We start from the raw sequence: 24,956 nt of genomic DNA, 5'->3' as shown, positions 1-24,956 counted from the left end.
CGCCCGCATCTCGAAGCGTTCAGTGCCGGTGCCGCCCGAAGCTGAGATAGGCGAAACTCTCGCCCTCGCGTGGCGCCCGGGTCCAGGACCGGGTTGTGAAGGTGCGGAGACACCCCTGGGTCAGCGCGAAGCGGGGCAGGGACAGCCCGAGTTCGGTGTGCAGGGCCTCCAGGGTGCGTAGCTCGTTGTCGAGTTCGGCGGCCTCCGGGAGGAACAGCCGTGCGGGGTCCAGGGCCCCGGGTATCTCGCCGGAGCGCTCGATGCCCGTGCCCCGCACCGTGAACGCGTAGAGCTCGGCCCCGTGTTCGGCCACCGACAGGTGGAACGTGTGCGGGCGGCTACCCAGGGGCGGGCGGCTCGGGCTGCGCCACACCACCACCGCGCGGCCGGACGAGGAAGCGGCCGGGGCGGGGGACACGAACCGTTCGCTCAGGTGATGGGCGTCGCCGTCGAAGGCGAAGGCCCACCCGCCGGCGGTGCGGCCGACGGCGACCGGGGCCCGGTCCTCCCAGGGTTCCGCGTGCTCCCGCGCGTCGGCATCGGATGCCCGCCGCCAGCGCCCCCAGTGCTGATCCATGGGGGCGCTCAGCGCGGAACCTTCCTCGCCGATCAGGCCCGGCAGAGCGGCGGGATCGATCCCCTCGGCCCAGACGCAGCGGTATCCGTCGAGTGCCTGTCGGTACGGATCGGACTCCGTCAGCCAGGCGAGGCCCGGCGGGTCGAGATCGGGCACCGGCTCGGGAGCGGGGCCCTTCTCCCCGGCCCGAGGTGTCGCGAGGATTTCCCGCCCGCGCTCCGGGGTGATCAGCGACCCCAGGAACGGATCGGCGAGCAGGCCGATCGGGGCGATCAGCGAGGGCCCGGGGGCCTCCCACAGCGGGAGCGCGTCCCGCAGCACCCGCCATGCGGCGTCGGCCGCACCCCAGCGGGCCGAGTCCCGGGCCTCGGCGACGGCCCGGCCCCACGGACCGGGAGGCGCGTAGTGATGGGTGCCGTCCCGCATCGCGCCCAGCACGGCCTCGGCGGTCTCCCGGTCGACCCCGCGAGCAGCCATCATGCCGAGCCAGTGGTCGTCTCCGCCCAGCCGCCATTCGTCGCGTGCCGGTTTCATGGCGTGCACGGGCAGCATCTCGGGCAGATAGCGCTGGTCGGCCACCAGGAGGCCGTAGTCCCGGGGACTGTGCGGAGCCAGCAGGTGCCGGAGCTGGCCCAGCAGGACGGCGCTGTGTGGCCGTCCGAAGGACATCGCCTCCTCGAGCAGGGGCAGGGCCTCCTCATGCCGTCCGCGCAGGGCCAGCCGACGGGCCTCCTCGACGTGGGCGTCCTGGGTGCGGGTGGTCGCGTTCACGAAGTGGGGCATTGACGCCCGGTCCGCGTGGAATTCGCGGTACATGGCCTCCATGTACGCGCGGAACGAGGGGTAACGGTCCGGAAATTCGCCGCTCCAGCCCTTGTAGACGTAGAGCGCCCACTCGCCGTCCTGGTCCCTGTCACCCGGGTCGAGCAGGGCGGACGACATGTCGGAATCCGTCTCCAGCCGCAGCGCCCGTTGCCACATACCGGCGAGCAGGACTTCCTCCTCGCTCGGGTCGGCGCCCAGGTTCTCCTCGTACAGCGGGGTCATGGCGTGCGGATCCCCGAACCAGTCGATATCCGCAGCGCCACCGAGGTGATAGATCGCGGCCGTCTGGTCCACGTGCCAGCCGTCGCTCTGGGCCAGGAACTCCCGGTAGGAGGTCGGCAGCCGCTGCCCCAGCCGTTTCTCGGCTGCGGCGATCGCGGCCTCGTCCGCTCCGGGTCTGCCCGGTCCGGCGCGGGGCACCTCGCCGTCCTCGTCGTCGTCCGTGTCGGGAATCCACTCCTCCTGCCAACGCCCCAGGAAGTCGTGCCAGCTGGAAGTCTCACTGTTCATGGCCGGGATGCTGCCATCCGGCACCGACAACGATGCTGGGACCCGGGTCCCGGGCGGAACCGGCCGGATTCGAACCGGCGTCCTCGCGGTTTTGGAGGCCGCGCGCGACGACCTCTGCGCTACGGCTCCGCCCGGACAGGAATCCTATTCCGCCGCACGGGCGGTGACGGTCAGTTCGCTCACCCCCGCCGGCTTCTCCGCGTCCGTCGAGCGGACCGTCAGCCTGACCTGGCGGGCCACGGCGCCCGGTTCGTACGGGCGCCAGCTGCGGCCGTCCAGGGAGGTCTCCAGGGTGTGGGAGGCCGGTGCGACGTCCGTCCAGCGGGGCGTGAGCGAGGCGATCCGGGTGACGTGGCGCAGGGGCACCGTCAGCGTGCCCGTCGCGCCGTCCGGTGACCAGGAGGTCGACGGGCTGCCGTCCACCGCCGCCTCCGCGTACAGGCCGGGGGCCTCCGAGGTGGCCGTCGCGGGGCGGCAGCGGGCCGCGTCGGACGTCGGGGTGAGATCGGGGCGGCGGGTGGGGAGCGTGAGGGTGCCGGAGAGGCGACGGGGGCCGGCCGGGGTGTGGACCGTGAAGGGCGCGCCGTCCGTCAGCCGGACGGTGGTCGTCCGGGGGCCGACGGCGAGGTCGTACGTACGGCCCCGGTAGCGCAGCCCGGTCAGCTCCACGCCCTCGCGGAGCTGCGGCGGCAGGAGCGGGTCGAGGCGTACGCCGTCCTCGCGCAGCCTGAGTCCCGTCAGGCCGTGTGTGAAGACCTGGAGGAAGCCGCCCTTGCCCGTGAGGAAGTCCTCGGCAGGGAAACCGGAGAGCGGGTCCTCGGCGCCGGACTTCTCGCCCCGCGCCTCGGAGAAGAGGTTGTACGGGCCACGGACGAACGGCCGTACGGCGCGCTGGAGGTACGTGTACGTGGCGCAGCCCGGCTCTCCGGTCGCGGCGGCGTCGATCGCGTGCACCGAGTCGGTCATCGCGGGGCCGTCGGGGTCGGTGCGCGCCGCGTAGTAGTCGAGCGTCGCGGCGGCGGCGCCCTCCTCCATCGGCCACTCCAGCGGGTACACGAGCAGCACGGTGTCGGCCTGCTTGATGGTCGAGCCGTTGTAGCCGGCGTACTGGAGGAACAGCTTCCGCTCGGCGTCGTACGGGATGCGCAGCCCGTCGGCGACCCGGGCCCAGCCGGCGGGGGCCTGGTGGCCGAGGAGGGCGGCGGCGCGGGTGGCGTTGCGCAGGGAGGTGGCGGCGACCGCGTTGGTGAAGACGCCGTCGGTGACGCCGTTGCTGTACTCGTCGGGGCCGGCGACGTTCTTCACCGAGTAGCTGCCGTCGGTGTTCGCCGTGGCGCGCGACTGCCAGAAGTCGGCGATGCCCTTCAGCAGCGGCCAGCCCCGGTCCGCCAGCCAGGCCCGGTCACCGGTGGCCAGGTAGTACTGCCAGACGGCGAGCGCGATGTCGCCCTGGAGGTGGTTCTGGGTCAGGCAGTGCGGCGGGTCCCAGCTCTGGCACTCGGAGTCCAGGCGGCCCTTGCTCGCGCTCGTCCAGGGGTAGAACAGCCCTTCGTAGCCCAGCTTCTCGGCGTTGGCGCGGGCGGCGTGCCGGGTGCGGTAGCGGTACTCGACGACGGAGCGGGCGAGCTCGGGGCGGGTGGCGAGGAGACCCGGATACATCCAGGTCTCGGCGTCCCAGAACACCATGCCGGCGTAGTTGTCGCTGGTCAGCCCGGCCGGGGCGAGGCTGTCCGACGAGCCGGGGCGGGTGTTGGCGAGCAGCCCGTACTGCGCGGCCCGCAGCCAGGCCTGCAGTTCCGGGCTGCCCGGCGTCCTGACATCGGATGCCCAGGCCTTGCGCCAGGCCGCCGCGTTGCCGGCGAGGACCCCTGACCAGCCGCGCCGGGCCGCGCGGTCCGCCACCGCCCCTGCGGAGGCGAGCGGGGTTCGGGAGGTGAGGGCGGTGTCGACGCCCACGTACTTCTCGAAGGTGTACGAGCGGCCGGCCCTGACCCGGGCGGTGCGGGCGCCGTCGGTTCCCCGCTGGGCGATCGCCCCCTCCGTGCCCGTGCCGAGCGTGCGGAACGTGCCGTCGTCCGCGACCGTGACCCGGCGCGCCCCGCGTTCGTCCAGCCGGCCCGTGACCGTCGCGGTGCCGCTCCAGTGCGGGGTCATCCGCAGGCGTACGGCGCCGGTGTGCACGTCGGAGCGGTCGGCGAGCACCTCATAGGTCAGGTCGGTCGCGCGGCCGCCGGCCGTGGTCCACCGCAGCGAGGTGACCACGACACCGCAGCGCAGGTGGAGGGTCTGGCGGTAGCGGGAGACGTGGCCGGCGGGGGTCGCGGAGCCGTACGTCTCGGAGCCGACGCGCACGTCGAGCGTGGTCCAGGACGGCAGCGCGGCGATCACCTCGCGGCCCTCGGCGAGGCCCTTGTCGCGGGCGTAGAGCCCGGAGACGAAGGCACCGTCGTACCGTGGGGTGTAGAGGGGCCAGCCCGTCTTCTCGCCCGTGGCGGCGTATCCGGCGCCGGTGGCGGGCACGCGGTGGCCCAGATAGCCGTTGCCGACATAGGGGTCGTATCCGTCGGCCTCGCCGAAGGTGGTGGACGCCGGTGTCCACGAGGCGTCGGACGGGGAGCCCGTCCTGCCGCACACGGGGTCCTGGACGGGCCCGGGGCCCTGGGCGGGCCCGGTGGCGTACGAGAGCGGCGGCAGGGGAAGGACCAACGCGCCCGCGATGAACGGCGCGAGAAGAGAGATGCGCTTGAGGCTCACCCCACGAAGGTAGGGAAGGCGACGCCGCCGGTGCGGTACCGGCGCGCGGGACGAGCGGACCGGTCCAGGACCGGGCTGAACAGCGAGGCGGAGGCGGCCGGGCAGGAGTCAGCCCCGATACCGGTCGTTGTCCATCCCGGCCATGAGCGCCTGATGGCTGCGCCGGACGTGTTCGCGCATCACGCGTTCCGCGCCGTCCCCGTCCTTGGCCCGGATGAGGTCGAGTACGTGGTGGTGCTCGTGGTCGGACTCGCTGAGCCGGCCCGGCTGCGCCAGGGACGTACGGACCAGACGTGCGTAGGCCAGCTGGTTCATGAGGGTCCGGTAATGAGCTTCCAGTTTGGAATTGTCGGCTCCCACGACGATGAGGTCGTGGAACTCGTGCACCAGTTCCTCGTACCGCTCGGAATCACCCTTGCGGACAGCGGCGTCGGCCGCCCGCATGTTCGCTTCGAGGTGGTCCACCTCGGGGACGTTGCCCCGGAAGGCGAGCAGCCGGGCAGCCGCCCCCTCGAACAGCTCCTTCATCTGGAACAGTTCGGTGATCTCCCGGCGGGACGGGGCGGCGACGAACGTGCCGACCCGTGGGCGCACCTCCACCAGGCCCTCGATCTGCAACTGCTTGAGGGCCTCGCGGATGGGGGTGCGGCTGACGCCGAAGGTCTGCGACAAGGTCATCTCGGAGAGACCGGAGCCAGGCGGCATCGCGCCGCTGATGATCATCTGGCGTAGCTCTTCGGCGACCCTGGCCTGCATGCTGGTCTGCCGCAGGGGCGTTCCTGCCGGGCGAGTGGGTTCTTGCATGGCAGATGAACCTAGTGTGAGGTGATGTTAGCCGTCAATCGCACGCATGGCGGCCCGCTGCCATGCAAGAAGCCTGGGTCCGGATCTCCCCGTCGATGCCCTACTGGAAGGCAGGGACGACCTCCTTGATGAACAGTTCCAGCGAGGCGCGCTTCTCCTCGTGCGTCAGGCTGGTGTCGATCCAGAAGCTGTATTCGTCGACGCCGAGTTCTTCGTAGGCGCGCAGTCGTTCGACGACCTCGGCGGGAGTTCCGATCATCGCGGTTCGGTGGAGTGACTCAGGGGTGAACTCCGGCCGCTCGGCGAACTTCGATTCCGGGCTGGGTTCCAGGAAGCCGTCGAGCGGGGTGGTCTTGTTGCCGAACCAGGCGTCGAAGGTCCGGTAGAACCGGTTGATGGCCTCAGCTGCCGGCCGCCAGCCCTCGGGCTCCTCGGCGGAGTGGACGTGCGTGTGCCGCAGGACCATGAGTTCGGGGCGGTCCACCTCGGGGTGGTTCGCCACAGCGGTGTCGAATTTCTCCTTGAGGGCGGCGACTTCCTCGTCGCCCTTCATGAGGGGGGTGACCATGACGTTGCAGCCCTGCGCGACGGCGAAGTCGTGGGAGGCGGGGTCACGGGCGGCGATCCACATCGGCGGGGTGGGCTGTTGGACAGGCTTGGGCACGCTGGTGGATGTGGGGAACTTCCAGATCTCCCCGTCGTGGGCGTAGTCGCCCTGCCAGAGCTTGCGGACGGCGGGGACGAGCTCGCGCAGGTGCTTGCCGCCGTCAGCGGCAGGCAGCCCGTCCGCCAGCCGGTCGAACTCGATCTGGTAGGCGCCCCGGGCGAGGCCGACCTCCATGCGGCCGTTGCTGATGACATCGAGCAGGGCGGTCTCCCCGGCGGCCCGGAGCGGGTGCCAGAAGGGGGCGACGATGGTCCCGGCACCCAGGCGGATGGTCGACGTCTTCGCCGCGAGGTGCGCGAGAATCGGTATCGGGCTGGGGGAGATCGTGTACTCCATCCCGTGGTGTTCACCGACCCACACCGTGCTGAACCCGCCGGCCTCGGCGATGAGGGACAGCTCGGTGAGGTTCTCGAAGAGCTCCCGGTGGCTGGTCTCCTCGTCCCAGCGCTCCATGTGCACGAACAGCGAAAACCTCATGTCAGCTCCTTCTCTGCAGTGGTGGCGGTGTCTTTGCCGCCCTGGTCCCCGGGCGGCTGACCAGGCCCGTCCGCCGACGCGGACGACATCTCGGCGATGGTCACGTCGCCGGTGGCCCAGTGGGTGCGGGGGATTTCGTGAACCGTGACGCGGATGTGTTCGGGCCGGGCGTCCACGGTGCGCAGTACGGCCGCGTGGATCTCGTGCAGCATGTTCCGGATCTGCTGCGGCCCGCGGCCCTCCGCGATCGTGACGGTGATGTGTGGCATGTCAGCTCCGCATAGTGAACGGGTCGGCCACGGGCTCCTCGCTCGTGTTGATCCAGACGCTCTTGACGCGGGTGTACTCCCTGATCGTCTCGGTGCCGTGCTCCACGCCGACGCCGCTGGACTTGAAGCCCTGGCGCGGGGACATCGGGGACATGGCTCGGTAGGTGTTGACCCAGACCGTTCCGGCGTCCAGGCGCCCGGCCACCCGGTGGGCCCGCGCGAGGTTCGTGGTCCAGACGCCTGCCGCCAGGCCGTATTCGGTGTCGTTCGCCAGGCGGACGGCCTCCTCCTCGGTGTCGAAGGGCATGACCGCCACGACCGGGCCGAAGATCTCCTCGCGGACGACGCGCATGCTGTTGTCGACGTCCACCAGGACGGTGGGCTCGTAGAAGTAGCCGCCGAGGCCTCCGTCGGTGGCCGAGCCGCCGGTCAGGACGCGGGCGCCCTCGCTGCGGCCGAGGTCGACGTAGTCGGCGACCTTGTCCCGCTGGGCCTCGAAGGCGAGCGGGCCGAGTTCGGTCGTCTCGTCCAGCGGGTCGCCGATGCGGATGGATTCGGCCCGCTCGCAGACGCGCTCCAGCAACTGGTCGTAGACCGAGCGGTGTGCGAAGACCCGGCTGCCGGCGATGCAGGTCTGTCCGGCGGCCGCGAAGACACCGGCGATGACGCCCATGGCGGCGTTCGCGACATCCGCGTCGTCGAAGACGATGTTGGGGGACTTCCCACCGAGTTCGAGGGTCGTGCCCACGAAGCGGCTGGCCGTGGCCGCCGCGATACGCGATCCTGTGGCCGTGGAGCCGGTGAACGAGATCTTGGCCAGGCCCCGGTGGTCGACCAGGGCCTGCCCGGCCTCGGCTCCGAACCCGGTCACGACGTTCACCACGCCGGGCGGGAACCCGGCCTCCGAGGCCAGCTCGGCGAGGCGGAGCCCGGTGGCCGACGTGTACTCGGAGGGTTTGATCACCACGGTGTTGCCGGCGCACAGGGCGGGGGCCAGCTTGCTGGTGGTCAGCGTCAGCGGGGAGTTCCAGGGCGTGATCGCGCCGACGACGCCGAGGGGTTCCCGAGCCGTGTAGTTCAGTACCCGGCGGTCCGAGGTGGGGATGGTGGAGCCGTGGATCTTGTCGGCCAGACCGGCGTAGTAGTGGTAGTACTCCGGCAGCGTGGCCAGCTGGCCACGCATCTCCCGCAGCAGCTTGCCGTTGTCCCGCGATTCCATCAGCGCGAGCTCGTCGGCGTTCTCGGCGATCAGGTCACCGAGGCGGCGCAGCAGGTGTCCGCGCCGGGTCTGGCTCAGGTCACGCCAGCGTGGATCCTCGAAGGCGTTCTGTGCCGCGGTGACGGCCCGGTCGATGTCGGCGGCCGTCCCCCTCGCCGCCCGGTACAGCCTGCGGCGGGTGGCCGGGTCGGTGCTGTCGAAGTACTCGCCCCCGGCCGGCTCCTCCCACCCGCCGTCGATGAAGTGCTGCCAGGTGGTGACTTCAGTGGGGTCAGACATGCGTGCTCTCTCCGATGAACGTGGTGAGTGCCTCGGTGAACGCCTTCGGATGCTCGACGGGCAGCATGTGCCGCGCCCCGGGGAGGATCACCGTCCGGCACGAGGGCAGTGCCGAGGCCAGCCGGTGGGTCATCGCGGGGGTCGACCCGGGGTCGTCCGCTCCCGTCACGGCCAGGGCGGGCACGGTGATCTCATGCAGGTGCGGGCCGAGTTCGGCGTCCGCCGTGGCGAACACCCGGTAGCAGCCGAGGAACGCCCCGACGTCGTTGGCGTACAGGGTGGACCGGGTCCGGCCGACCAGATCGGCCGGTACGCCGGTCCCCGCGTACCAGCGTCGCAGGGACGCTTCGGCGGACGCCGTGAAGTCGGACTCCGCCGCATGGAGCCGGGCCTCGACGGCCGTCCGTTCCTCCGGTGTCCGCCGGCAGACCGAGCTGACCGAGGTCAGTGTCCGCGCCAGCTCCGGCCGGTGCAGCGCCAGGTGCTGGGCGACCAGTGCCCCCAGTGAGAATCCGACCAGGTGCGAGCCGGCCGGGATGTCGCCGGCCACCCCGTCGGCCAGGTCGCCGAGCGTCACCCCGCCGTCCACCGGCGGACGGGTGCCGTGCCCCGGCAGGTCGGGCGTGAGGACGCTGAACCGGTCGGCGAGGAGTGCGGTGACGGGTTCCCACATCGTGTGATCGAGCCCCACGCCGTGCAGCAGTACGAGGGTCGGCCTGCTCATGGGCGCCTACTGCTCGGTCGACAGGTCGGCGAGCCGGGACTGCGGCCGGCCCTGGGCCGCCGCGGCGAGCCCGATGACGATCTCGTCCGCCCTCGGGCCGTCCGGGACGCGAACCTCGATGCTCTGGTGGTGCGAGCGGACCGTCGCGTCGGTGATGTGCTTGAGCGGGATGTCGAAGGAGCTTCCCGCGGCGGCCCGCTTCTCCACGGCGGGGAGCAGGGTGGTGGCGTCGGCCGCCTTGCGGAAGTGGTCGCCGAACTTCAGCGTGTGGATGAGCGCGCTGCCGTGTTCGACCTCTCCGTCGAGGCCGACGACGGCGGCCTTGCCGTAGGCCTCGACCGGTGCGCCGAGTGCTTCCACGACCCGCGGCGCCAGCAACGCACCCAGCTGCGGCGCCACTTCGTCGATGCCCGGCAGCAGGTCCGGCACGAAGTCCTGCCCGGCCCACGGATTCTCGATCACGGCGAGCACCACGGCGGTGCGCGCGACCGGGTCGACGGGGCGGCCGCCCTCGGTGTGGACGTCTTCGGTCCAGGTGATGATCTTGCGGACGTTCATCAGGTCTTCTCCAGGTCGGCGAGGCGGACTACGGGGTCGGAACGGCGGTCACCTATACGGGCGTTGGGTCGCGGCCCGGACGCGGCGGCGGCGACCACGACGATCTCGTCGGGGCGGGGCGCGTCAGGCACCCGGATCTGCACCGTCTGGTAGTGCGAGCGGGTGGCGGCGGCGGTCTTGTGCCACAGCGGGACGGTCAGCGGCTCACCCGCCGCCAGGCGGTCGTCGCTGAACACGATGATCGAGGTGCCTTCGGTCAGTTCCCGCAGCACATTGCCGAAGTACGGGGTGTGGATCAGCGCACCGCCGTGCTCCAACTCGCCGTCGAGGCCCACCAGGGCGGCTTTTCCGAACGCCTCGATGCGATCCGCACCGCCCAGCGTCTCGACCAGGAGGTCGGTCAGCAGGCGGCCGAGGCCCGGTGCGACGGCCTCCACCTCGGGCTGCAGGTCGGGGACGACGCCGCGGCCGGCCCAGGGGTTGCGGATCACGGCGGCGGCCGCGACCCGGCGGGCCGGAGTCGCCACCGGGTGGCCGAGTTCCAGCAACACCTCGTCGACGACGGTCACGACCTTGCGCAGGCCGTTCATCCGGTCGGCTCCGGCGTAACCCCGGCGGCGGTGAACTCGCCCGTTCCGGAGCCGGCTCGGCTGCATCCGCCCCACCGCCGAGTGCCGTCGCGACCGTTACGTAGCGAGAATCGCATTTCTTGCCCTTCCACTCGCTGCTGTGCCATGCCAGTGAGGCTAGGAGTCCGCTTAAGGGGCGTCAAGGGGTGATCGCGAAAGATAGGGTTCTGACCTCAGCTTTCATGGAGTCTGGGCAAAGAGTCACATCAATTTCGCCCATGCCATTGACAGCACCACACCCTCTTCCTAGCGTCCTGTGCCATACAAGAGCCGCACATCGAGGGGAACTTCATGACCCGCACTGCCGACCTCACCGACCACACCCCTGACACCGATCCGGCTGACCGGTCCACGCGCCTGCGCGCCGCATGGAGTGCCGCGTGGGACCAGGGGGACGTCGACGTCCTGGACGGTCTGCTCAGCCCGGCCTACGTGCGCCGCCGTGGACCACAGGGCATCGAGCAGACCCGTGAGGGCTTCAAGGAGAGCATCCGCGCCGTGCGCGAGGCTTTCCCCGGGCTGCACACCGAGATCGAGGACCTCGTCGAGGACGGCGACCGGCTCGCGATCCGCTGGCGCAGTACGGGCCGGCACACCGGCACCTTCCTGGGGGTACCGCCCACCGGAAGGCCGGTCGAGGTGTCGGGTGCCACCTTCGCCCGTTTCGAGGGGGACACGATCACCGAGGAGCGGGTGACCTTCGACTCCCGGCAGCTTCTGGAGGCGCTCGGGGTCATCACCACCAGCCAGGGGGCCGCGGTCGAGCCCGAACTGGTACGCGGGGTCCATCGCAAGTTCATCACCGGCGTCACCGTGGTGACCACCGACGACGAGGGCACACCCCGGGGCCTGGCGGTCAACGCCTTCTCCAGCATCTCGCTCGACCCGCCCATGGTCCTGGTCTGCGTCCAGCGCAGTTCCTCGACCCACCCCGTGCTGCACCGGGCGAGGCACCTGGGCATCAACATCCTCGCCGCCGACCAGCTCGACGTCGCGAAGACCTTCGCCGGCAAGAGCCAGGACAAGTTCGCCGACATCCGGTGGAGCCCCGGGGAACACGGTGCTCCGCTGATCGAAGGCTCCAGCGCGCAGCTCGAGGTGGAGATCGGTGAGCGGATCGAGGCCGGCAGCCACAGCGTCTTCACCGGCCGCGTGGTCTCGGCCAGGCACGACGACCGCGCACCGCTGGTCTACAGCGGCGGAGGCTTCTTCGACATCTCGAACACGGCGCCGCTCCCGTGGTGACCGCCCCCGGCCCCCGGCCCCACGCCCTACGGAGCGCCCCATGACCCATGACGCCCAGGAGCCCACCTACGGCACTTCGCTCACGAAGGTCGAACCCTTCGGTGTCGACCACATCCCGGACAGCGAGCGGCACGGCAAGCCGAGCTCGCAGTTCTTCGTCTGGTTCGCCGCCGGCCTCAACTTCCCCGTCATCCTGCTGGGTTTCAGCGCGGCTCGGTTCGGGCTCAGCTTCCCCGTAGCCGTGTGCGCCATCGTCGCGGGGGCGGGGGCCGGGTCCGTGCTGATGGCCGTGATGTCCAAGATGGGCGTACGCCTCGGCGTACCGCAGCAGATCCAGGCCAGAGGCCCGCTCGGCTTCTTCGGCAACTTCCTTCCGGTCGCCTACATCAACGTCTTCTCCGGAGTCGGCTGGGCCGCGGTCACCGTCATCCTCGGCGGCAAGGCGTTCGCCGAGCTGGCCCACCTGCCGTTCTGGCTGTGCGCCGCCCTGTTGACCGCCGTCGAACTGGTCGTGGCCGTTTACGGCTACAACATGATCAACTTTCTCCAGCGGGCGCTCACCTATGTCCTCACCCCGCTGTTCGTCCTGATCACCGTGGTGGCCGTGGTGCGCGGCGGAAGCCTCTTCGCGGCCAACCCGCACGCGGACGGCTACATCGGCTCCGCCGGCGGCTCCATCACCCTCGGTGGCTGGTTCCTCGCCTTCCTCGTGGCCTGGGCACCCTTCGCCTCGGACTATTCCCGCTATCTGCCGGACACCCCGCAGGTGATCCGGCGCACCGCCTGGTACACGGGGCTCGGCAACTTCGCCACCATCTGCTGGCTCGGCATCCTGGGCGTGATCGTCGGAGGTTCCGCCTCCGGTACGGACACCATTGCCGCGCTGCACGAACTGGCGGGCCCGTTCGCCGTGCCGGCCCTGGTCGCGGTCGGCCTGTCCGCCCTGGCGCAGAACTTCCTCAACGTCTACGGCGGCGCGATCTCGGTACAGACCCTGAGGGTTCCGGTGACCCGCTCCCAGGCGGTGGCCGCCATCTGCGTGCTCGCCTATGGCATCAGCCTGTGGGGCGCGACCGGGGTGGAGGACAAGTTCAAGGTGTTCCTCAACCTGACCGCGTACTTCATCGCCCCGTTCGCCACCGTGCTTCTGCTCGACTTCTACCTGGGCGGTCGCAGCGATCAGAGCCGGATCGCCGAGCTGTACGACCGTTCCCGAGTCCTCGGCTGGGGTCTGGTGGCCTGGGCCGGGGGTGTGGCGGCCTCGGTGCCCTTCTGGCAGTCGACCCTCTACACCGGCCCCTTCGCCGCGGCCCACCCCGGTGCCGGTGATCTGAGCATGTTCGTCGCGGCAGGGGCCGCGGTCGTCCTGTACCTGCTCACCTACCGGATGAAGCCGCTCTGGCGGCGGCCCGGCGGGGACGCGGCCACGGCACCGGCGGAGCGGTCGGACCGCTCCGCGGACCTGGCCGCACGCACCTGATCCTCGATGGGAGTTCCGGTGGGGGCCGGCCTCGGCCCTGACGAACACCCGGTTCAGGTATGCGCTGGTGGGCGGGGAATCATCACTTCGAGTGAAACTCTGGCCCTTGCTTGCGGTACTGAACCCACGGTTGCGACGCTGTTGCTGTCTGTCAACCTGTTGGGAGTGGCCAGTGCCTTTTGGTGAGCAGCCCGCCTATCTGCGCGTGGCGAGCGATCTCAGGGAGAAGATCGTCAACGGCGCGCTGCCGCCCCATACCCGCCTGCCGTCGCAGGCCCGTATCCGCGAGGAGTACGGGGTCTCGGACACCGTGGCGCTCGAAGCGCGCAAGGTGCTGATGGCCGAGGGGCTCGTCGAGGGCCGTTCGGGCTCCGGCACGTATGTGCGGGCGCGTCCGGTCCCGCGCCGGATCGCCCGCTCCGGCTATCGGCCGGGAGCCGGCCCGTTCCGTCAGGAGCAGACGGCGGAAGGGGCGCGGGGCACCTGGGAGTCCAACAGCGAGCAGGAGGGTGCGAGCGCCGAGATCGCCGAGCGGCTCGGGATCGAGCCCGGCGACCGGGTGATGCGCACGAGGTACGTCTTCCGGGAGGCGGGCGAGCCGATGATGCTGTCCACGTCCTGGGAGCCCCTGGCCGTGACGGGGCGTACGCCGGTGATGCTGCCGGAGGAGGGCCCGCTGGGCGGCTGCGGTGTGGTCGACCGCATGGCCGCCATCGACATCGTCGTGGACAACGTCGCGGAGGACGTCGGCGCGCGCCCGGGGCTTGCGGAGGAGCTCCTGGCACTCGGCGGCGTGCCGGGCCATGTGGTGATGGTGATCGGGCGGACGTACTACGCCTCGGGGCTGGCGGTGGAGACGGCCGATGTGGTCGTCCCCGCCGACCGCTACCGGATTGCCTACCATCTGCCGGTCAAGTAGCCGCCGGGGTGGGCGGGACGACAGGTGGGACGGCTGTGGTGACCGCTGGGAGCGACGGCCTGTCCGCCCCGGTTGACGCCGAGTCAACAGTCCCGCGCCGCGCGTAACCGGCGGGCAACCGTCCGCCGTGACGGCTTGTCATGTCCAAGCCCTGACTTCCCGTCCGTCACCGCACACCGGACCGACGGACGGGAAGTCACCGACGACGGACATCGCAACGCCCGCGACGGGCGAGGCGCCGCAACAGGAGCCGGGGAAAGGCCCCCGGGCACCCCGGCGCAGCTACGCCAAGCTCGCGGCCGACGAGAGCCGGGAGGACTATTCCTTCCGATGTACTGACGGACGATGGACAGCGGGGCCTCGCCCGCCGACCCGGCGGAGCAGGAGCCGGACCACAGGGTCTGGATCATCGGCATGGTCAGGTCGGGGCCGATCTGTTCCCTCTGCCGCTCGCTGGACCAGGAGTGCGGAGACGTCTGCCGCAAGGAACCCGCGGCCGGCCCGGTGCTGATGCCGCTGCCGGTCGTGCGGACCCCCGCCGGCTGACAGCGGAGGGGACGCCGCCAGACGCCGGAAGGGGGCGCATTCGGAAGGATGCGCCCCCTTTGGTATGGACGGATGCGTGTCTCTTTGTGTAAACACGCATCCGCTGAGTGAAGGTCAGGCGTACGCTCGGGCATATGCGTACCGCGGTTTCCTGGGGATCCTTAGAGACGTGCACGCCGGTGGCGAGAGGGGCGGGATGCTGGGGAGGAATGTCATGACGGACAGCGGCGCCGTGCTCCCCTGGCTGGTGATCAGGCAGGACGACAACGGCAACAGATACCGCGTCGGGCGCTATGCGACGCAGGACGAGGCGCAGAGGATCGCGGACGGTCTGGACCGTCATGGACACAAGCAGCTCTACTGGGTGGAGCGGACGGCGAGCCGGAGCGCACGCCCCTGAGCTTGTCCTGCCTTCCAAGCATGGGTCTGAGGCGGTCCTTCGTAAGATCGTCGGGCCCAGGGGTTCCGGGTATGGCTGTCAGCTTGTCGCCGTTGGATGGCTCAAATGACTTGGCCGCCCGGAGCCCCGCGACGACTCGACCGCCGAGTCGAACGACTGGGGCACGAGTGAGTAGGTCGCGGGTAGCCGGATGAGCCCCGTTTCCCCGGTCCCGAGCGCCGTCGTTGGTTTGATCGAGTGATCGAGGCCAAAGGGGCGGACGTGTCGACCGCCGCCTTTGCCTGCGGCGGTCCCACAAGTCCAGCTGGTCAAAGTGCTCTGGCGGAAGCACAGCCGCCAAACCTGTCTTGGCCAAGCATCTCAGGGAACAGCGACAAGATCATCTCCTTGCTCTTCGACTGGCATCTCGGTCGCACTCTTGATTCGCCGCGCCTGTCTGACCAGTTGTGACGAGCCCGAGCGTGCCGCCAGCTTGTTGATCTCCGGTGGCGTCCCACGGGCTCCGCACCGTTCCGCGCATTCGGCCGCGAGCGTGAGCACGGCGGGGAGGCCGTGAGGTGCTGCGCCCGCTAGCAGGAGGGGGAGGGCGGCCGAGAGTACCGCCCATACCGTGGCGTGGCCTCCGCTGCGCACCACTTCCCGCAGCGCCATCACGATTCGCTGGAGCTTGAGCCGGCGCAGGCCGGTCAGTTCGGCGATGTCCGAGCCGAGTCGAGCCGCGTCGAGTTGTCCGCGAGCGGCCAGGATGAGCATCGCGTCCACGGCGAACAGTTGCTCCTCCACGCGCCGTGCGCCGAGGCCGTACGCCATGAGGAGATGGGTGGCGGGCCCGGCCGGCCCGCCGGACTCGGCCAGCGTGGGCAGCACGGGCGTGCACCGCCCGACATCGTCGCGCTCGGCCAGGAGCGCGAAGGGCACCAGCATCCGCGCCGCGATGACCTCCCGGTGCTGGGGCAGGAGCGCCAAGGCGTGCGAGGAGCACTCCACGTCCCAGCTCCATCTGCACGAGATCCCTTTGGGGTCATGTGCGCCGAGCAGGGAGCGGAACGGCTCGGGACGGTCCTCGTGCCCGGGAACGGCCTCGGTGCGGACCAGCACCCCCAATTCGAGGTGGGGGCTCTTCGGCCGGGAGTCGGTGACACGGGAGAGCGCGGGATCGGGTAGTCCGCCGGAGGTGAGGCAGGCGGCAAGTCGCCGTCCCGCCGGTGATGTGAGTTTCGCCGCCGCTGCCCGCGCCTCCGGCGGCACCTCCTGGTCGAGTCGCAGCAGGGCCTGGTCGAAGTCGGCCTGACCGGGTTCGGTGCCGGAGTCCTCGTACGCGGCGAGCCGTGCCACCAGCTCCATCGGGTCGATGGTTCCCGTCGACCAGGTCGGTGTGGCCAGCAGGAACGGCAAAGGGGCAGCGCTCATCCACGCCCCGGCTTCGGCCGCGCGGATGAGGGAGACGGACCGGAGGGCTGAGTGCGGACATTGGTGCCCGAGAGCCTCGAGGGTGACGCTCACGTTCCCCAAGGGCGTGCCCATGATGGACATGACGACGATCGCGAGGCCCTGTTTCAGGTAATCGGCTTGCCAGTGCACGGTCCGCTGGGCCATGACCGGTTCCAGGGCAGCGCGGAGGCCCGTCAGGTCGGCGTGGGCGTGCACCACGAGACCGTTCAGTACTCGTTCCCACTGAGCGGAGGTCCCGTCTTGGCGCAGCAGCGCACCGGTCTCCTCGGCGAGTTCTGCAGAGGTGGGCGGTACCGGATCGAGTCGCTCTGCGCTCGGCACGGGCGGCAGCGCGTCACCCTCGGCGGCCGACGCACCGGTGTCCTCACCAGCGGTGACGTCGCCGAATGCTTCAGCCGCGCGTCTGCGCAGGTCGGGGCTGAGCTGCCCGGCGCTCGCCGCGAGCTCGGCCAGGACGGCGCCGCTCGCGTGCTTGCGGTGGCGGACGGCCAGGGCGAGAGCCCGCTCCTGGAGGCTGTGCTCCTCGTGGCCGAAGGCTTCGGCGGCCATGGGAAGCAGTTCGTCCGTGCGTGACCGCTCACGCTTCATCGCCTTGTCGAGCATGGTCAGCTGGGCCCGCACGATCTTCTTCTCGGGCCGGGACAGGGCGGCCCGCGATGTCTCGACCAGGTGCTCGCTCTCCAGGCGGCCCGCCTCGTCGAGCCCCGCCAGCGCCTCCTGGGCACGCGCCACCGTCAGCGCGTGGGCGTCGGGCACCATCCGCACCCAGGTGAGCGTGTGCGCCGCCCGCTCGTCCTCCGTCAGGTCCAGGGCGGTCAGGAGGACAAGGAAGCCCTGCACGATGCCGAGCCGGCCACCGCGCATCAGGCGCGACAGGCAGCCGTCGACCAGCATCTCGCGGCTGAGCAGCCCCTCCTCGGACAGCCCGACGAGCGCGTCGGGCCACCCGACGGTGTCACCCCCGCTGTACTCGAAGTCCGAGCCGGCCTCCGGCACCTCGAAGAGCCGGGGGACCATCACCGTCAGGAACGGGTCGTCCCGGAGCCTGTCCCTGATCGTCCTGTCGCGGCCAGGGATGCTGCGCTCCCAGCCGATGACGAAACCGTCCGTCGTGGGAGGCTCGCAGCCCGCGGCGTGCACCAGCTGTGCGATCAGCGAGTACTCCGCCTCCCTGATCGTGCGGCGCTCGGCCAGCCGGTGTGCCACCTGGCCCAGCCATACGGGGTCGCGGTCACCCAGCGCTTCGAGGACCAGCGAGGGGTCATAGGAGGCCCGCAGGTCGCCGCTGGCAAGCCACTGGGCCGCGGCCGCCGCACCGGTGCAGCACCCCGCCCCGGCGACCAGCAGCGCCGCGCGTATGGCCCAGTGCCCGTCGTCCCAGTTGTCCCGTGTGATCTTGCGCCACGACTTGAGTACGGGCACGCCCATGCGCCGCTCGGCGCCGGTGAGCGGGCCGAGCAGCTCGGGGACGTCCTCTTCGCGGCCCTCGCGCACGGCGTGCAGCAGCGCGTGCACGCCCTCGGTGGCCCCGTCGGGGATGTCGTAGTTGATGGTCTCGCTCATCAGGTGGCTCCAGTGGAGGTGGAGGTGGAGGTCATACCGTGTGACCGAGCCGCGCGTACACGCCGTAGCAGCCGGAGATTGAGAGCGTCGCCCTCCGCGGTACTACCTACTGCGGAGGGGCGGAGATAGGTGTACGTCTGCGAGACCTGCGTCATGCTCGAGACACTAGGCGCCACCACTGACAAGCTGCAGAGGCGGCCACCCAACCCCTCAGACCCATGCTTGGAAGGCAGGACAAGCTCAGGGCCTGTCGTCAGACTCCCGCCTGCCGCGCGACGCCCCGCACGCGCACCGGCGGATCGCGGCCGGGAGCGGGTCACCGGCTACGCTCCCGCGCATGAGTGATTCCGTGGTGGTGGCCGGGGCCGTCTGCGACGGCGGGCGGCTCCTGGCCGCCCGTCGCAGCGCCCCGCCGGAGCTGGCCGGACGGTGGGAGCTCCCCGGCGGCAAGCTGGAGCCCGGGGAGAGCGGCGAGCAGGCGCTCGTACGGGAACTCCGGGAGGAGCTGGGTGTTGCGGCGGAGCCCCTGGAGCGCATCCCGGGGGAGTGGCCGCTGAAGCCCGGCCATGTGCTCCGGGTGTGGACGGTCCGGCTGCTGTCGGGCGAGCCCAGTCCGCTGGAGGACCACGACGAGCTGCGCTGGCTCGCCCCGGAGGAGACGGACACCGTCGACTGGCTCGACCAGGACCGTCCCGCCGTGGCCGAAGTGGTGCGCCGCCTGCGGGAGGCCTCGCGGGCCTGAGCGGGTACACCCGTACGCCCCATAGGACATCGTCTGCGATAGGCCGCGGCAAATACAGGGTATGTGCGGATTATGCCCTTGAATGGGGCGTGTCCCCGCTGCCGGCTCCGGGAAGTGATCGGCGTGACCGATACCGAAGGCGATTGTGCCGAGTGGAGCTTTCCGGCGGTGCCGGGCTCCGTGCGCAGCGCCAGGCATGCGGTCCGTGACGCACTTCATCAATGGGGGTTCGACTCGTCGGTGGGCGATGTCGCCGTGCTGCTCGTCAGCGAACTGGTGACCAATTCCCTGCGCTATGCTTCCGGCCCCATCGGCGTCCGGGTGCGGTGGCCGCATCCCGACGGTGGGAGTCCCGGCGCAGGTGCGGAGGGGCGGGGCCTGCTGGTGGAAGTCTCCGATCCGGTTCCGGATCCGCCCACCGAACGCACGCCCGGACCCGAGGACGAGAGCGGTCGCGGACTGCAGCTCGTGGCTTGTTCCGCGCGCCGCTGGGGGACCCGGCGCGGAAAGAGTGGCAAGACCGTGTGGTTCGAGCTCGCTCTGCCTGGTTAGGAGTGGGAGGGGACGGCACAGCGATCACCGGAGGTCGGGCAGGACCTGGCTGAAAGGGACTGAGACCGTGCTGTGATCGTGAACGCCGTGCCGGTGAGGCCCGTAGTGCTGAATACTGCGGGCAGGACCGGTCCGGTGTGTGAGCTGGAGGGGACGGTCGCGTGAGCGAGATACCTGGGACGGCGGGCGACGTCATGTGGCAGAGCAGCCCGCCCGGCTCGATCTATGACTACATCAGGGTCGCGTCGTTCTCGATCGGGCCCGACGGCCTGATCGAGCAGTGGAGCCGACGGGCCGCGGGTCTGTTCGGCATGTCCTCCGCCGAGGTGGTGGGCAAGGACCCGGTCGAGGCGTTCATGCCCGCCGAGCTGCGCCCCGATGCCCACCGGCGGGTCCGCGAGATCCTGGACGGCAAGGAGTGGACGGGCCTCGTCCCGTTCCGGATCCCGGGCGAGAGCACGGTCCGCGGGATGGCCGAGATCTACGTCATGCCGAGCGAGACGGAGACCGGTGAACGTGCCGCGCTGTGCATCGTCGTCGACGTCGGTGCGCTGCGGCGCATCGAGACGGACCTTGCTGCCTCGCAGGCGATTTTCGGCCAGTCTCCCTTCGGTTTCGTCCTCTTCGGTACCGACTTCACCGTCGTGCGCGCGAACAAGCGGTTCGCCACCGTCTTCGGCGGCGAGGCCGACGACCACCGCGGCCGCACGGTGGACGACTACCTGGCCCGCCCGGAGGCCGAACGCCTCTCCGCCACGCTCAGGCGCGTCCTGGAGACCGGTGACGCCGTCACCGACCTCCAGCTCGTCGGCACCCCGCGCGGCACCACGGGCCGGCGTCACTGGTCCATGAACCTCTACCGGGTGCACAGCGGCGCCGGGCGCCCCGTCGGCGTCGCCGGACTCGCCACCGACGTCACGCAACGGCACATCGCCGCCCGCGAGGCCGCCAGCGCCCGCCGCAATCTCGCCCTGCTCAACGAGGCCAGCGCGCGCATCGGCAACTCCCTCGACCTGGAGACCACCGCCCGGGAGCTGCTCGACGTCGCCGTGCCCGGTTTCTGCGATCTCGCCTCCGTCGATCTCTACCAGGGACTGCTCACCGGCGAGGAGGCCTCGCCCGCCAGCTGGGGCAGGCGCCACCAGGAATCCGGCACAGGCTCGGCCGAGCTGCGCCGGGTCGCCCATGCCAGCGCCGTCTCCGACGCCCTGCCCGAGTCCCTGTCCGGCGGCGTGGCGGGCGCCGGCGGGGACGCCGGCCCGCCCGCGCTCGGTTCGGTCCACCGCTATCCCTTCCACTCGCCCTGTGCCGTCGCCCTGCGTACCGGCCGCGTCGAGAACGTGCCCGGCGACGAACGCGGCTTCGTCCACTCCACCCTCGCCGTGCCGATGGTGGCGCACGACGTCGTCGTCGGCCTCGTTCAGTTCTCCCGTACCAAGGGCAGCGAGTCCTTCGGCGAGCGGGACCGGGCGCTGGCCACCGAGCTCGCCGCACGCGCAGCCGTCTGTATCGACAACGCCCGCCTCTACCGCCGGGAGCACGAGCGGGCGCTCATCCTCCAGCGCAGCCTGCTCCCTCCGGGCGACCCGGAGGCGGCGGGCCTGGACATCGCCTGCCGCTACCTTCCCGGCAACACGGCCACCGAGGTCGGCGGGGACTGGTTCGACGTGATCGAACTCCCCGGGCACCGCACGGCTCTCGTCGTCGGCGACGTGATGGGCCGCGGACTGCGGGCAGCGGTCGCCATGGGCGAACTGCGCACCGCCGTACGCACGCTGGCACTCCTGGACCTGGAACCCGCCGAGGTGCTCTCCGCGCTGGACGAGGTCGCCCGGGGCCTCGGTACCCCGGGAGGCGGCGAGCGGAGCGACGGCTTCGGCGCGGGCGGAGGCGCCCAGTGGCCGTCGCGGGCCGCCCACAAGTCACGCGAGGCCGACCTCTCCGAGGTGTATCTGGCGACCTGTGTGTACGCGGTGTACGACCCGGTCACCCGGCGGTGCACCTTCGCCAACGCCGGTCACCTCCCACCGGTGGTGGCCGAGCCGGGCGAGCCCGCCATGCTGCTCGACGTACCCCCGGGCATGCCGCTCGGCGTCGGTGGCGAGCCCTTCGAGGAGGTCGAGGTGGAGCTGAGGGAGGGCGCCCTCCTCGCCCTGTACACCGACGGGCTCGTCGAGTCCCGCGACCATCCGCTCGACGAGGGCCTCGACGCCTTCCGGCACGCCCTCACCGAACCGTCGCAGCCCCTCGAAGACGTCTGCGACCACGTGCTGACCACCCTCGACACCCGGCACGGCGAGGACGACATCGCCCTGCTGATGGCCCGTATCCAGGGTCTCGCCCCGGACGCGGTGGGCGACTGGCGGCTGCCGCGGGAGCTCCGCTCGGTCGCCCGCGCCCGTGAGCTGGCCCGCGCACAGCTCAGCGCCTGGGACCTGGACGACCTGGTGGACACCACCGAACTGCTCGTCAGCGAACTCGTCACCAACGCCCTGCGCTACGGCGAGGGCGAGATCCGGCTCAGGCTGCTCCGCGACCGTACGCTCGTCTGCGAGGTGTGGGACGCGGGCCTCGTCCAGCCCCGGCGCAGGCGCGCCCGCGACACCGACGAGGGCGGGCGCGGTCTGCAGCTGGTCGGGCTGCTGAGCGCGGCCTGGGGTTCGCGGCGTACCCCTCGCGGCAAGACGGTCTGGTTCGAGCTTGCGCTGCCCGACGGCGCCCCCGCCGCCGAACTCTCCGTGGAACAGCTGCTGAGCATGTACTGACAGCACCGCAGGCATGTGGGCCCGGCCCAGGGACGGGCACCGTCACGAAGCGGACTTCAGGGCCGCGAGCCTGGCCTCGATCTCCGCGCTCTCCCCGAGGCTGTCCAGCTGCTCGAACTGGGCGTCCAGGGACGAAGCGGCGAGTTCCTGCTTGCCCACCGCCCTCGCCTCCTCGCGCCGCACCTTGTCCTCGAAGCGGCCGAGCTCGCTCGTCGGGTCCATGACGTCGATGCTCTTGACGGCGTCCGTCATCCGGTTCTGCGCCTGCGCGGACGCGGCGCGTGCGACCAGCTCGTCGCGCTTGGACTTCAGCTGGGTCAGCTTGTTCTTCATCTGGTCGAGCCCCGACTTCAGCTTGTCCACGACCACCGTCTGCGAGGCGATCGTCGGCTCGGCCGTCTTCGCCTCCTGCTCCGACCGGAGCTGCCGCCCCAGCGCCACCTTGGCGAGGTTGTCGAAGGTGTCGGCCTCCGCCCCTGAGCTCCCGGCGCGCAGTTCGTCGGCCTTCCTGCTCGCGGCGAGGGCCTTCCGGCCCCACTCCCTGGCCGCGTCGACGTCCTCCCGGTGGTCCTCCTCCATCAGCCTCAGGTTGCCGATGGTGGCGGCCACCGCCTGCTCGGCCTCCGCGATGTTGTCGGTGTAGTCGCGGATCAGCTGGTCCAGCATCTTCTGCGGATCCTCCGCCTGGTCGATCAGGGCGTTGATGTTGGCCCGCGCCAGCTGGGTGACGCGGCCGAGGACGGTCTGCTTGGTCATGGCACCTCTCCTTGTGCGAAATCCTGTCGTACGGACGTGGGAGTCCGCGGCCGGTGTGTGCGGGGCCGTCAGAAGCGGCCCCCGCCGCCGCGCCTGCCACGGGTCCCCCCGCCGCCGAAGCTGCCCGGCCCGCCGCCGAACCCCCCGCCGGAACCACCGAACCCGCCGCCGAACCCGCCGCCGAGGCCGCCGCCCCGCCCGCCGCCGAGCAGCCCGCCGAGGAGAATGCCGCCCAGCACGGCGCCGCCCGCCCCGCCTCCGCCGCGCGGGCCGCCGAAGCCGCTCCCGTCGCGATAGCCGCGTACGTCCTGCTCGGCCAGGCTCCGCGCCTGCGCGGCCAGCGCGTCCGCCTGCTGCGCCTCGGTCAGGGCGGCCTGCGGGTCGGGGCCCTCCGACAGCTCCCGGGCTGTCTCCCACCGCCGCTGGGCCTCCGCGAGCCGGGTGCGTGCCTGGCTGCCGACCGCGCCCCGGTTGGTGGTGACGTAGTCCGCGGCGGCACCGATCGCCGCCCGCGCGGTGAGCATCGCCTGGTCGAGCAGCGAACGGGCCCGCCTGTTGCCGTGCTCCTGCTCGCGGGCTCCGGCCAGCGCCTCGTCCAGCGCCGCGTCGGCCTCCTCCACCCTGCGCAGCGCGTCGATCGGGTCGTACGGGCCGGAGCCGATCTCGCCCCGTACATCGCCGGCCACCGCCTCGGCACGGGCGACCCGGCCCCGCAGGTCCGCGGTCGGCACACCCTGGGGGGTGCCGTCGAGCAGCCCCCTGGCGTCGGCCAGGTCCGTCTCCGTCTCGGTGAGCGCGCCCGGCAGCCTGTCCGCCGCCTCGGCCAGTTCCCCGGCCCGCCGGCCGACCGCGTCCACGAGGGTGGAGACCTGCTTGATCGCGCCTTCGGCGGCACGGACGTACACCGCCGCCTGCGCGTTGTCGCCGCTGTCCACGGCCTGGCGTGCCTGGGTGAGGGCGGAGGTGGTGAAGACCAGCCGGTCCTTGGCCTGTTCGACGTCCCCGGCGGCCGGAGCGGTTGCCGACCCGGCGTAGCGCTCGCGCATCGCACCCAGCTCGGTCTCCGATGCGGAGACGCGTGCGGCCAGGTCGCGGAAAGCGGTCTCGGCTGTGGTCACGGCCTGCGGGGCGGTCTGTTCGAGGGCGCGCAGCCGGTCGAAGTCCTCGGACACGGCGTCCAGACGTCCGTTGGCGTCAGCGCAGCGGCTGATGATCTCGTCGAGCATGCGGCGCCGTGTCGCGTCGTCCTCGGGAAAGGCGTCGTCCAGCTGCTGGCGCAGCCGGAAGGCGGCGGTCAGCTCGTTCCTGGCGTGCTGGACGGCCTCGGCGAACGGGGCCGCGGCCTCATCGCCGAACTGCGCCGTGGCGAAGCCGAGCTCCTCCTCGCTGGTGCGCACGGCATCGTCCGTGTCGACCAGATCCTCCTTCGCCCGCGCGTCCAGGTCAGGCAGCGGGGCCGGCGGTTCGGCCGCCGCTCCGGGCTCGCCGCCCCAGCCGCCCGCCGCCGGAGTCGTACGGGACTTCATACGCCGTCTGCGGCGGGTGAGCGCGAAGGCGGCGACGGCGCACGCGACTACGAGGACCGCCAGGGGCACGATCAGGTTCGCCGAGGAACCACCGCCGGAGGCGCTCCCGGGATCGGCGGCACCCGGTGTGACGGCCGGGACCGGCACGGCGTCCCCGGCGAGCACCGCGGCGTAGCCGTCGGCGGCCCCGATCGCGGCCCCGGCCCAGTCGTTCTGCCGGAGCGCCGGCTCGATCGCCGTGTTCGCCACGTCCTGGAGCCGGCCGTCGGTGAGACGTGATCCCTGGTCGACGGAGTAGGCGTACTGCCGGTCGTGCGTGGCCACGGCCAGCAGCACGTCCTCCTGGCCCAGGCCGTTGCGGTTCGCGGTCTCGTCGGCCCAGGTCTGGGCGTCCCGGCCGGAGAAGTCACGGACGTACGCCACGAACAGCTGCACCTGCCGCTCGTCGAACAAACGGTCGAGAGCGGCCTCGACCTGCCGTTCGCGGTCACCGAGCGCGTCCACCTTGTCGGTGACCTGCCCGTCACGGGACAGGGTCACGGGTTCCTCGGCCCGGGCTCCGGGAACGCCCGGCAGGGCGATCCAAAGCATCACTGCCAGGGCGGCGATGAGGACCCTGCCGGGTATCGAAGGCCGGGACAACCCGGTACGGCTCGCAGACGGCATCACATTTGGGAGGCTATGTCCGCCCACTACCGCCCGCGACCCGGCGCCGGGG

The 24,956-nt window shown here is 71.3% G+C and carries 20 protein-coding genes and 1 tRNA gene; 8 read left to right on the top strand and 13 right to left on the bottom strand.

What is annotated here, in order from left to right; genetic code table 11:
• Positions 1-19: 19 nt before the first annotated feature.
• From ACIREO_RS03405 to ACIREO_RS03360, 10 genes are all read right to left on the bottom strand, one after another.
• Positions 20-1,912, bottom strand: a complete 1,893-nt coding sequence (locus ACIREO_RS03405; RefSeq protein ID WP_404104323.1) for an SMI1/KNR4 family protein — start codon at positions 1,910-1,912, stop codon at positions 20-22.
• Positions 1,913-1,966: 54 nt separating this feature from the next.
• Positions 1,967-2,041, bottom strand: a tRNA-Trp gene (locus ACIREO_RS03400).
• A 15-nt stretch (positions 2,042-2,056) separates the two neighbouring features.
• Positions 2,057-4,666 (bottom strand): glycosyl hydrolase family 65 protein, encoded by a 2,610-nt coding sequence (locus tag ACIREO_RS03395; RefSeq protein ID WP_404104320.1) that lies wholly within the window; start codon positions 4,664-4,666, stop codon positions 2,057-2,059.
• A 108-nt stretch (positions 4,667-4,774) separates the two neighbouring features.
• Positions 4,775-5,470, bottom strand: coding sequence for a GntR family transcriptional regulator (locus ACIREO_RS03390; RefSeq protein WP_404104317.1), 696 nt, complete (start codon positions 5,468-5,470; stop codon positions 4,775-4,777).
• 100 nt (positions 5,471-5,570) lie between these two features.
• Positions 5,571-6,614: an LLM class flavin-dependent oxidoreductase gene (locus tag ACIREO_RS03385; protein ID WP_404104314.1), complete on the bottom strand. Its 1,044-nt coding sequence runs from the start codon at positions 6,612-6,614 to the stop codon at positions 5,571-5,573.
• Entirely contained in the window at positions 6,611-6,883 is a 273-nt protein-coding gene (locus tag ACIREO_RS03380) for a 4-oxalocrotonate tautomerase family protein (protein ID WP_404104311.1), read from the bottom strand. The genes ACIREO_RS03385 and ACIREO_RS03380 overlap by 4 nt, the downstream gene beginning before the upstream one ends.
• A 1-nt stretch (position 6,884) precedes the next feature.
• Entirely contained in the window at positions 6,885-8,381 is a 1,497-nt protein-coding gene (locus tag ACIREO_RS03375) for an aldehyde dehydrogenase (protein WP_404104308.1), read from the bottom strand.
• On the bottom strand, positions 8,374-9,105 hold the full coding sequence (locus ACIREO_RS03370) for an alpha/beta fold hydrolase (protein WP_404104306.1): 732 nt from the start codon (positions 9,103-9,105) through the stop codon (positions 8,374-8,376). The genes ACIREO_RS03375 and ACIREO_RS03370 overlap by 8 nt, the downstream gene beginning before the upstream one ends.
• Positions 9,106-9,111: 6 nt before the next feature.
• Positions 9,112-9,663 (bottom strand): amino acid synthesis family protein, encoded by a 552-nt coding sequence (locus ACIREO_RS03365; RefSeq protein ID WP_404104303.1) that lies wholly within the window; start codon positions 9,661-9,663, stop codon positions 9,112-9,114.
• Positions 9,663-10,253, bottom strand: coding sequence for an amino acid synthesis family protein (locus tag ACIREO_RS03360; RefSeq protein ID WP_404104301.1), 591 nt, complete (start codon positions 10,251-10,253; stop codon positions 9,663-9,665). The genes ACIREO_RS03365 and ACIREO_RS03360 overlap by 1 nt, the downstream gene beginning before the upstream one ends.
• A 330-nt stretch (positions 10,254-10,583) precedes the next feature.
• On the opposite strand from ACIREO_RS03360, the gene ACIREO_RS03355 reads away from it, so the two are divergent.
• The 5 genes from ACIREO_RS03355 to ACIREO_RS03335 all read left to right on the top strand — a co-directional run bounded on the left by ACIREO_RS03355 (position 10,584) and on the right by ACIREO_RS03335 (position 14,882).
• A complete protein-coding gene (locus ACIREO_RS03355; protein ID WP_404104298.1) occupies positions 10,584-11,537 on the top strand; it encodes a flavin reductase in 954 nt (317 codons plus the stop codon).
• 40 nt (positions 11,538-11,577) lie between these two features.
• Complete coding sequence (locus ACIREO_RS03350; protein ID WP_404104295.1) at positions 11,578-13,017, top strand: purine-cytosine permease family protein; 1,440 nt, start codon at positions 11,578-11,580, stop codon at positions 13,015-13,017.
• Between the two features lie 172 nt (positions 13,018-13,189).
• Complete coding sequence (locus ACIREO_RS03345; RefSeq protein WP_404104292.1) at positions 13,190-13,936, top strand: GntR family transcriptional regulator; 747 nt, start codon at positions 13,190-13,192, stop codon at positions 13,934-13,936.
• A gap of 345 nt (positions 13,937-14,281) precedes the next feature.
• Entirely contained in the window at positions 14,282-14,482 is a 201-nt protein-coding gene (locus ACIREO_RS03340; RefSeq protein WP_404104289.1) for a hypothetical protein, read from the top strand.
• 214 nt (positions 14,483-14,696) lie between these two features.
• Complete coding sequence (locus tag ACIREO_RS03335) at positions 14,697-14,882, top strand: SPOR domain-containing protein (RefSeq protein WP_404104287.1); 186 nt, start codon at positions 14,697-14,699, stop codon at positions 14,880-14,882.
• A gap of 360 nt (positions 14,883-15,242) precedes the next feature.
• Here ACIREO_RS03335 and ACIREO_RS03330 read toward each other — a convergent pair whose 3' ends face one another.
• Positions 15,243-17,897: a DUF6493 family protein gene (locus ACIREO_RS03330; RefSeq protein ID WP_404104284.1), complete on the bottom strand. Its 2,655-nt coding sequence runs from the start codon at positions 17,895-17,897 to the stop codon at positions 15,243-15,245.
• 337 nt (positions 17,898-18,234) lie between these two features.
• Between ACIREO_RS03330 and ACIREO_RS03325 the strand changes: the two genes are divergently transcribed.
• From ACIREO_RS03325 to ACIREO_RS03315, 3 genes are all read left to right on the top strand, one after another.
• Positions 18,235-18,639 (top strand): (deoxy)nucleoside triphosphate pyrophosphohydrolase, encoded by a 405-nt coding sequence (locus ACIREO_RS03325; protein ID WP_404104282.1) that lies wholly within the window; start codon positions 18,235-18,237, stop codon positions 18,637-18,639.
• A 114-nt stretch (positions 18,640-18,753) separates the two neighbouring features.
• Positions 18,754-19,191 carry an ATP-binding protein gene (locus ACIREO_RS03320; protein ID WP_404104278.1) on the top strand — a complete coding sequence of 146 codons (438 nt, stop codon included), beginning with the start codon at positions 18,754-18,756 and terminating at the stop codon, positions 19,189-19,191.
• 194 nt (positions 19,192-19,385) lie between these two features.
• Entirely contained in the window at positions 19,386-21,956 is a 2,571-nt protein-coding gene (locus ACIREO_RS03315; protein ID WP_404104487.1) for a SpoIIE family protein phosphatase, read from the top strand.
• A 42-nt stretch (positions 21,957-21,998) separates the two neighbouring features.
• On the opposite strand, the gene ACIREO_RS03310 is transcribed toward ACIREO_RS03315, so the two are convergent.
• On the bottom strand, positions 21,999-22,712 hold the full coding sequence (locus ACIREO_RS03310; RefSeq protein WP_404104276.1) for a PspA/IM30 family protein: 714 nt from the start codon (positions 22,710-22,712) through the stop codon (positions 21,999-22,001).
• 68 nt (positions 22,713-22,780) lie between these two features.
• Positions 22,781-24,904, bottom strand: a complete 2,124-nt coding sequence (locus ACIREO_RS03305; RefSeq protein WP_404104273.1) for a TPM domain-containing protein — start codon at positions 24,902-24,904, stop codon at positions 22,781-22,783.
• Positions 24,905-24,956: the final 52 nt, after the last annotated feature.

The sequence above is a fragment of the Streptomyces sp. NPDC102441 genome (genome assembly GCF_044765585.1).
GTDB lineage: Bacteria > Actinomycetota > Actinomycetes > Streptomycetales > Streptomycetaceae > Streptomyces.
This window is presented reverse-complemented; position numbering and strand designations above follow the sequence as displayed.

Excerpts from the sequence above, each read along its gene's own strand:
- ACIREO_RS03405 (WP_404104323.1), bottom strand. The coding sequence starts at position 1,912 with ATGAACAGTGAGACTTCCAGCTGGCACGACTTCCTGGGGCGTTGGCAG.
- ACIREO_RS03390 (WP_404104317.1), bottom strand. The coding sequence starts at position 5,470 with ATGCAAGAACCCACTCGCCCGGCAGGAACGCCCCTGCGGCAGACCAGC.
- ACIREO_RS03385 (WP_404104314.1), bottom strand. The coding sequence starts at position 6,614 with ATGAGGTTTTCGCTGTTCGTGCACATGGAGCGCTGGGACGAGGAGACC.
- ACIREO_RS03380 (WP_404104311.1), bottom strand. The coding sequence starts at position 6,883 with ATGCCACACATCACCGTCACGATCGCGGAGGGCCGCGGGCCGCAGCAG.
- ACIREO_RS03375 (WP_404104308.1), bottom strand. The coding sequence starts at position 8,381 with ATGTCTGACCCCACTGAAGTCACCACCTGGCAGCACTTCATCGACGGC.
- ACIREO_RS03370 (WP_404104306.1), bottom strand. The coding sequence starts at position 9,105 with ATGAGCAGGCCGACCCTCGTACTGCTGCACGGCGTGGGGCTCGATCAC.
- ACIREO_RS03365 (WP_404104303.1), bottom strand. The coding sequence starts at position 9,663 with ATGAACGTCCGCAAGATCATCACCTGGACCGAAGACGTCCACACCGAG.
- ACIREO_RS03360 (WP_404104301.1), bottom strand. The coding sequence starts at position 10,253 with ATGAACGGCCTGCGCAAGGTCGTGACCGTCGTCGACGAGGTGTTGCTG.
- ACIREO_RS03355 (WP_404104298.1), top strand. The coding sequence starts at position 10,584 with ATGACCCGCACTGCCGACCTCACCGACCACACCCCTGACACCGATCCG.
- ACIREO_RS03350 (WP_404104295.1), top strand. The coding sequence starts at position 11,578 with ATGACCCATGACGCCCAGGAGCCCACCTACGGCACTTCGCTCACGAAG.
- ACIREO_RS03340 (WP_404104289.1), top strand. The coding sequence starts at position 14,282 with ATGGACAGCGGGGCCTCGCCCGCCGACCCGGCGGAGCAGGAGCCGGAC.
- ACIREO_RS03335 (WP_404104287.1), top strand. The coding sequence starts at position 14,697 with ATGACGGACAGCGGCGCCGTGCTCCCCTGGCTGGTGATCAGGCAGGAC.
- ACIREO_RS03330 (WP_404104284.1), bottom strand. The coding sequence starts at position 17,897 with ATGAGCGAGACCATCAACTACGACATCCCCGACGGGGCCACCGAGGGC.
- ACIREO_RS03325 (WP_404104282.1), top strand. The coding sequence starts at position 18,235 with ATGAGTGATTCCGTGGTGGTGGCCGGGGCCGTCTGCGACGGCGGGCGG.
- ACIREO_RS03315 (WP_404104487.1), top strand. The coding sequence starts at position 19,386 with ATGTGGCAGAGCAGCCCGCCCGGCTCGATCTATGACTACATCAGGGTC.
- ACIREO_RS03310 (WP_404104276.1), bottom strand. The coding sequence starts at position 22,712 with ATGACCAAGCAGACCGTCCTCGGCCGCGTCACCCAGCTGGCGCGGGCC.
- ACIREO_RS03305 (WP_404104273.1), bottom strand. The coding sequence starts at position 24,904 with ATGCCGTCTGCGAGCCGTACCGGGTTGTCCCGGCCTTCGATACCCGGC.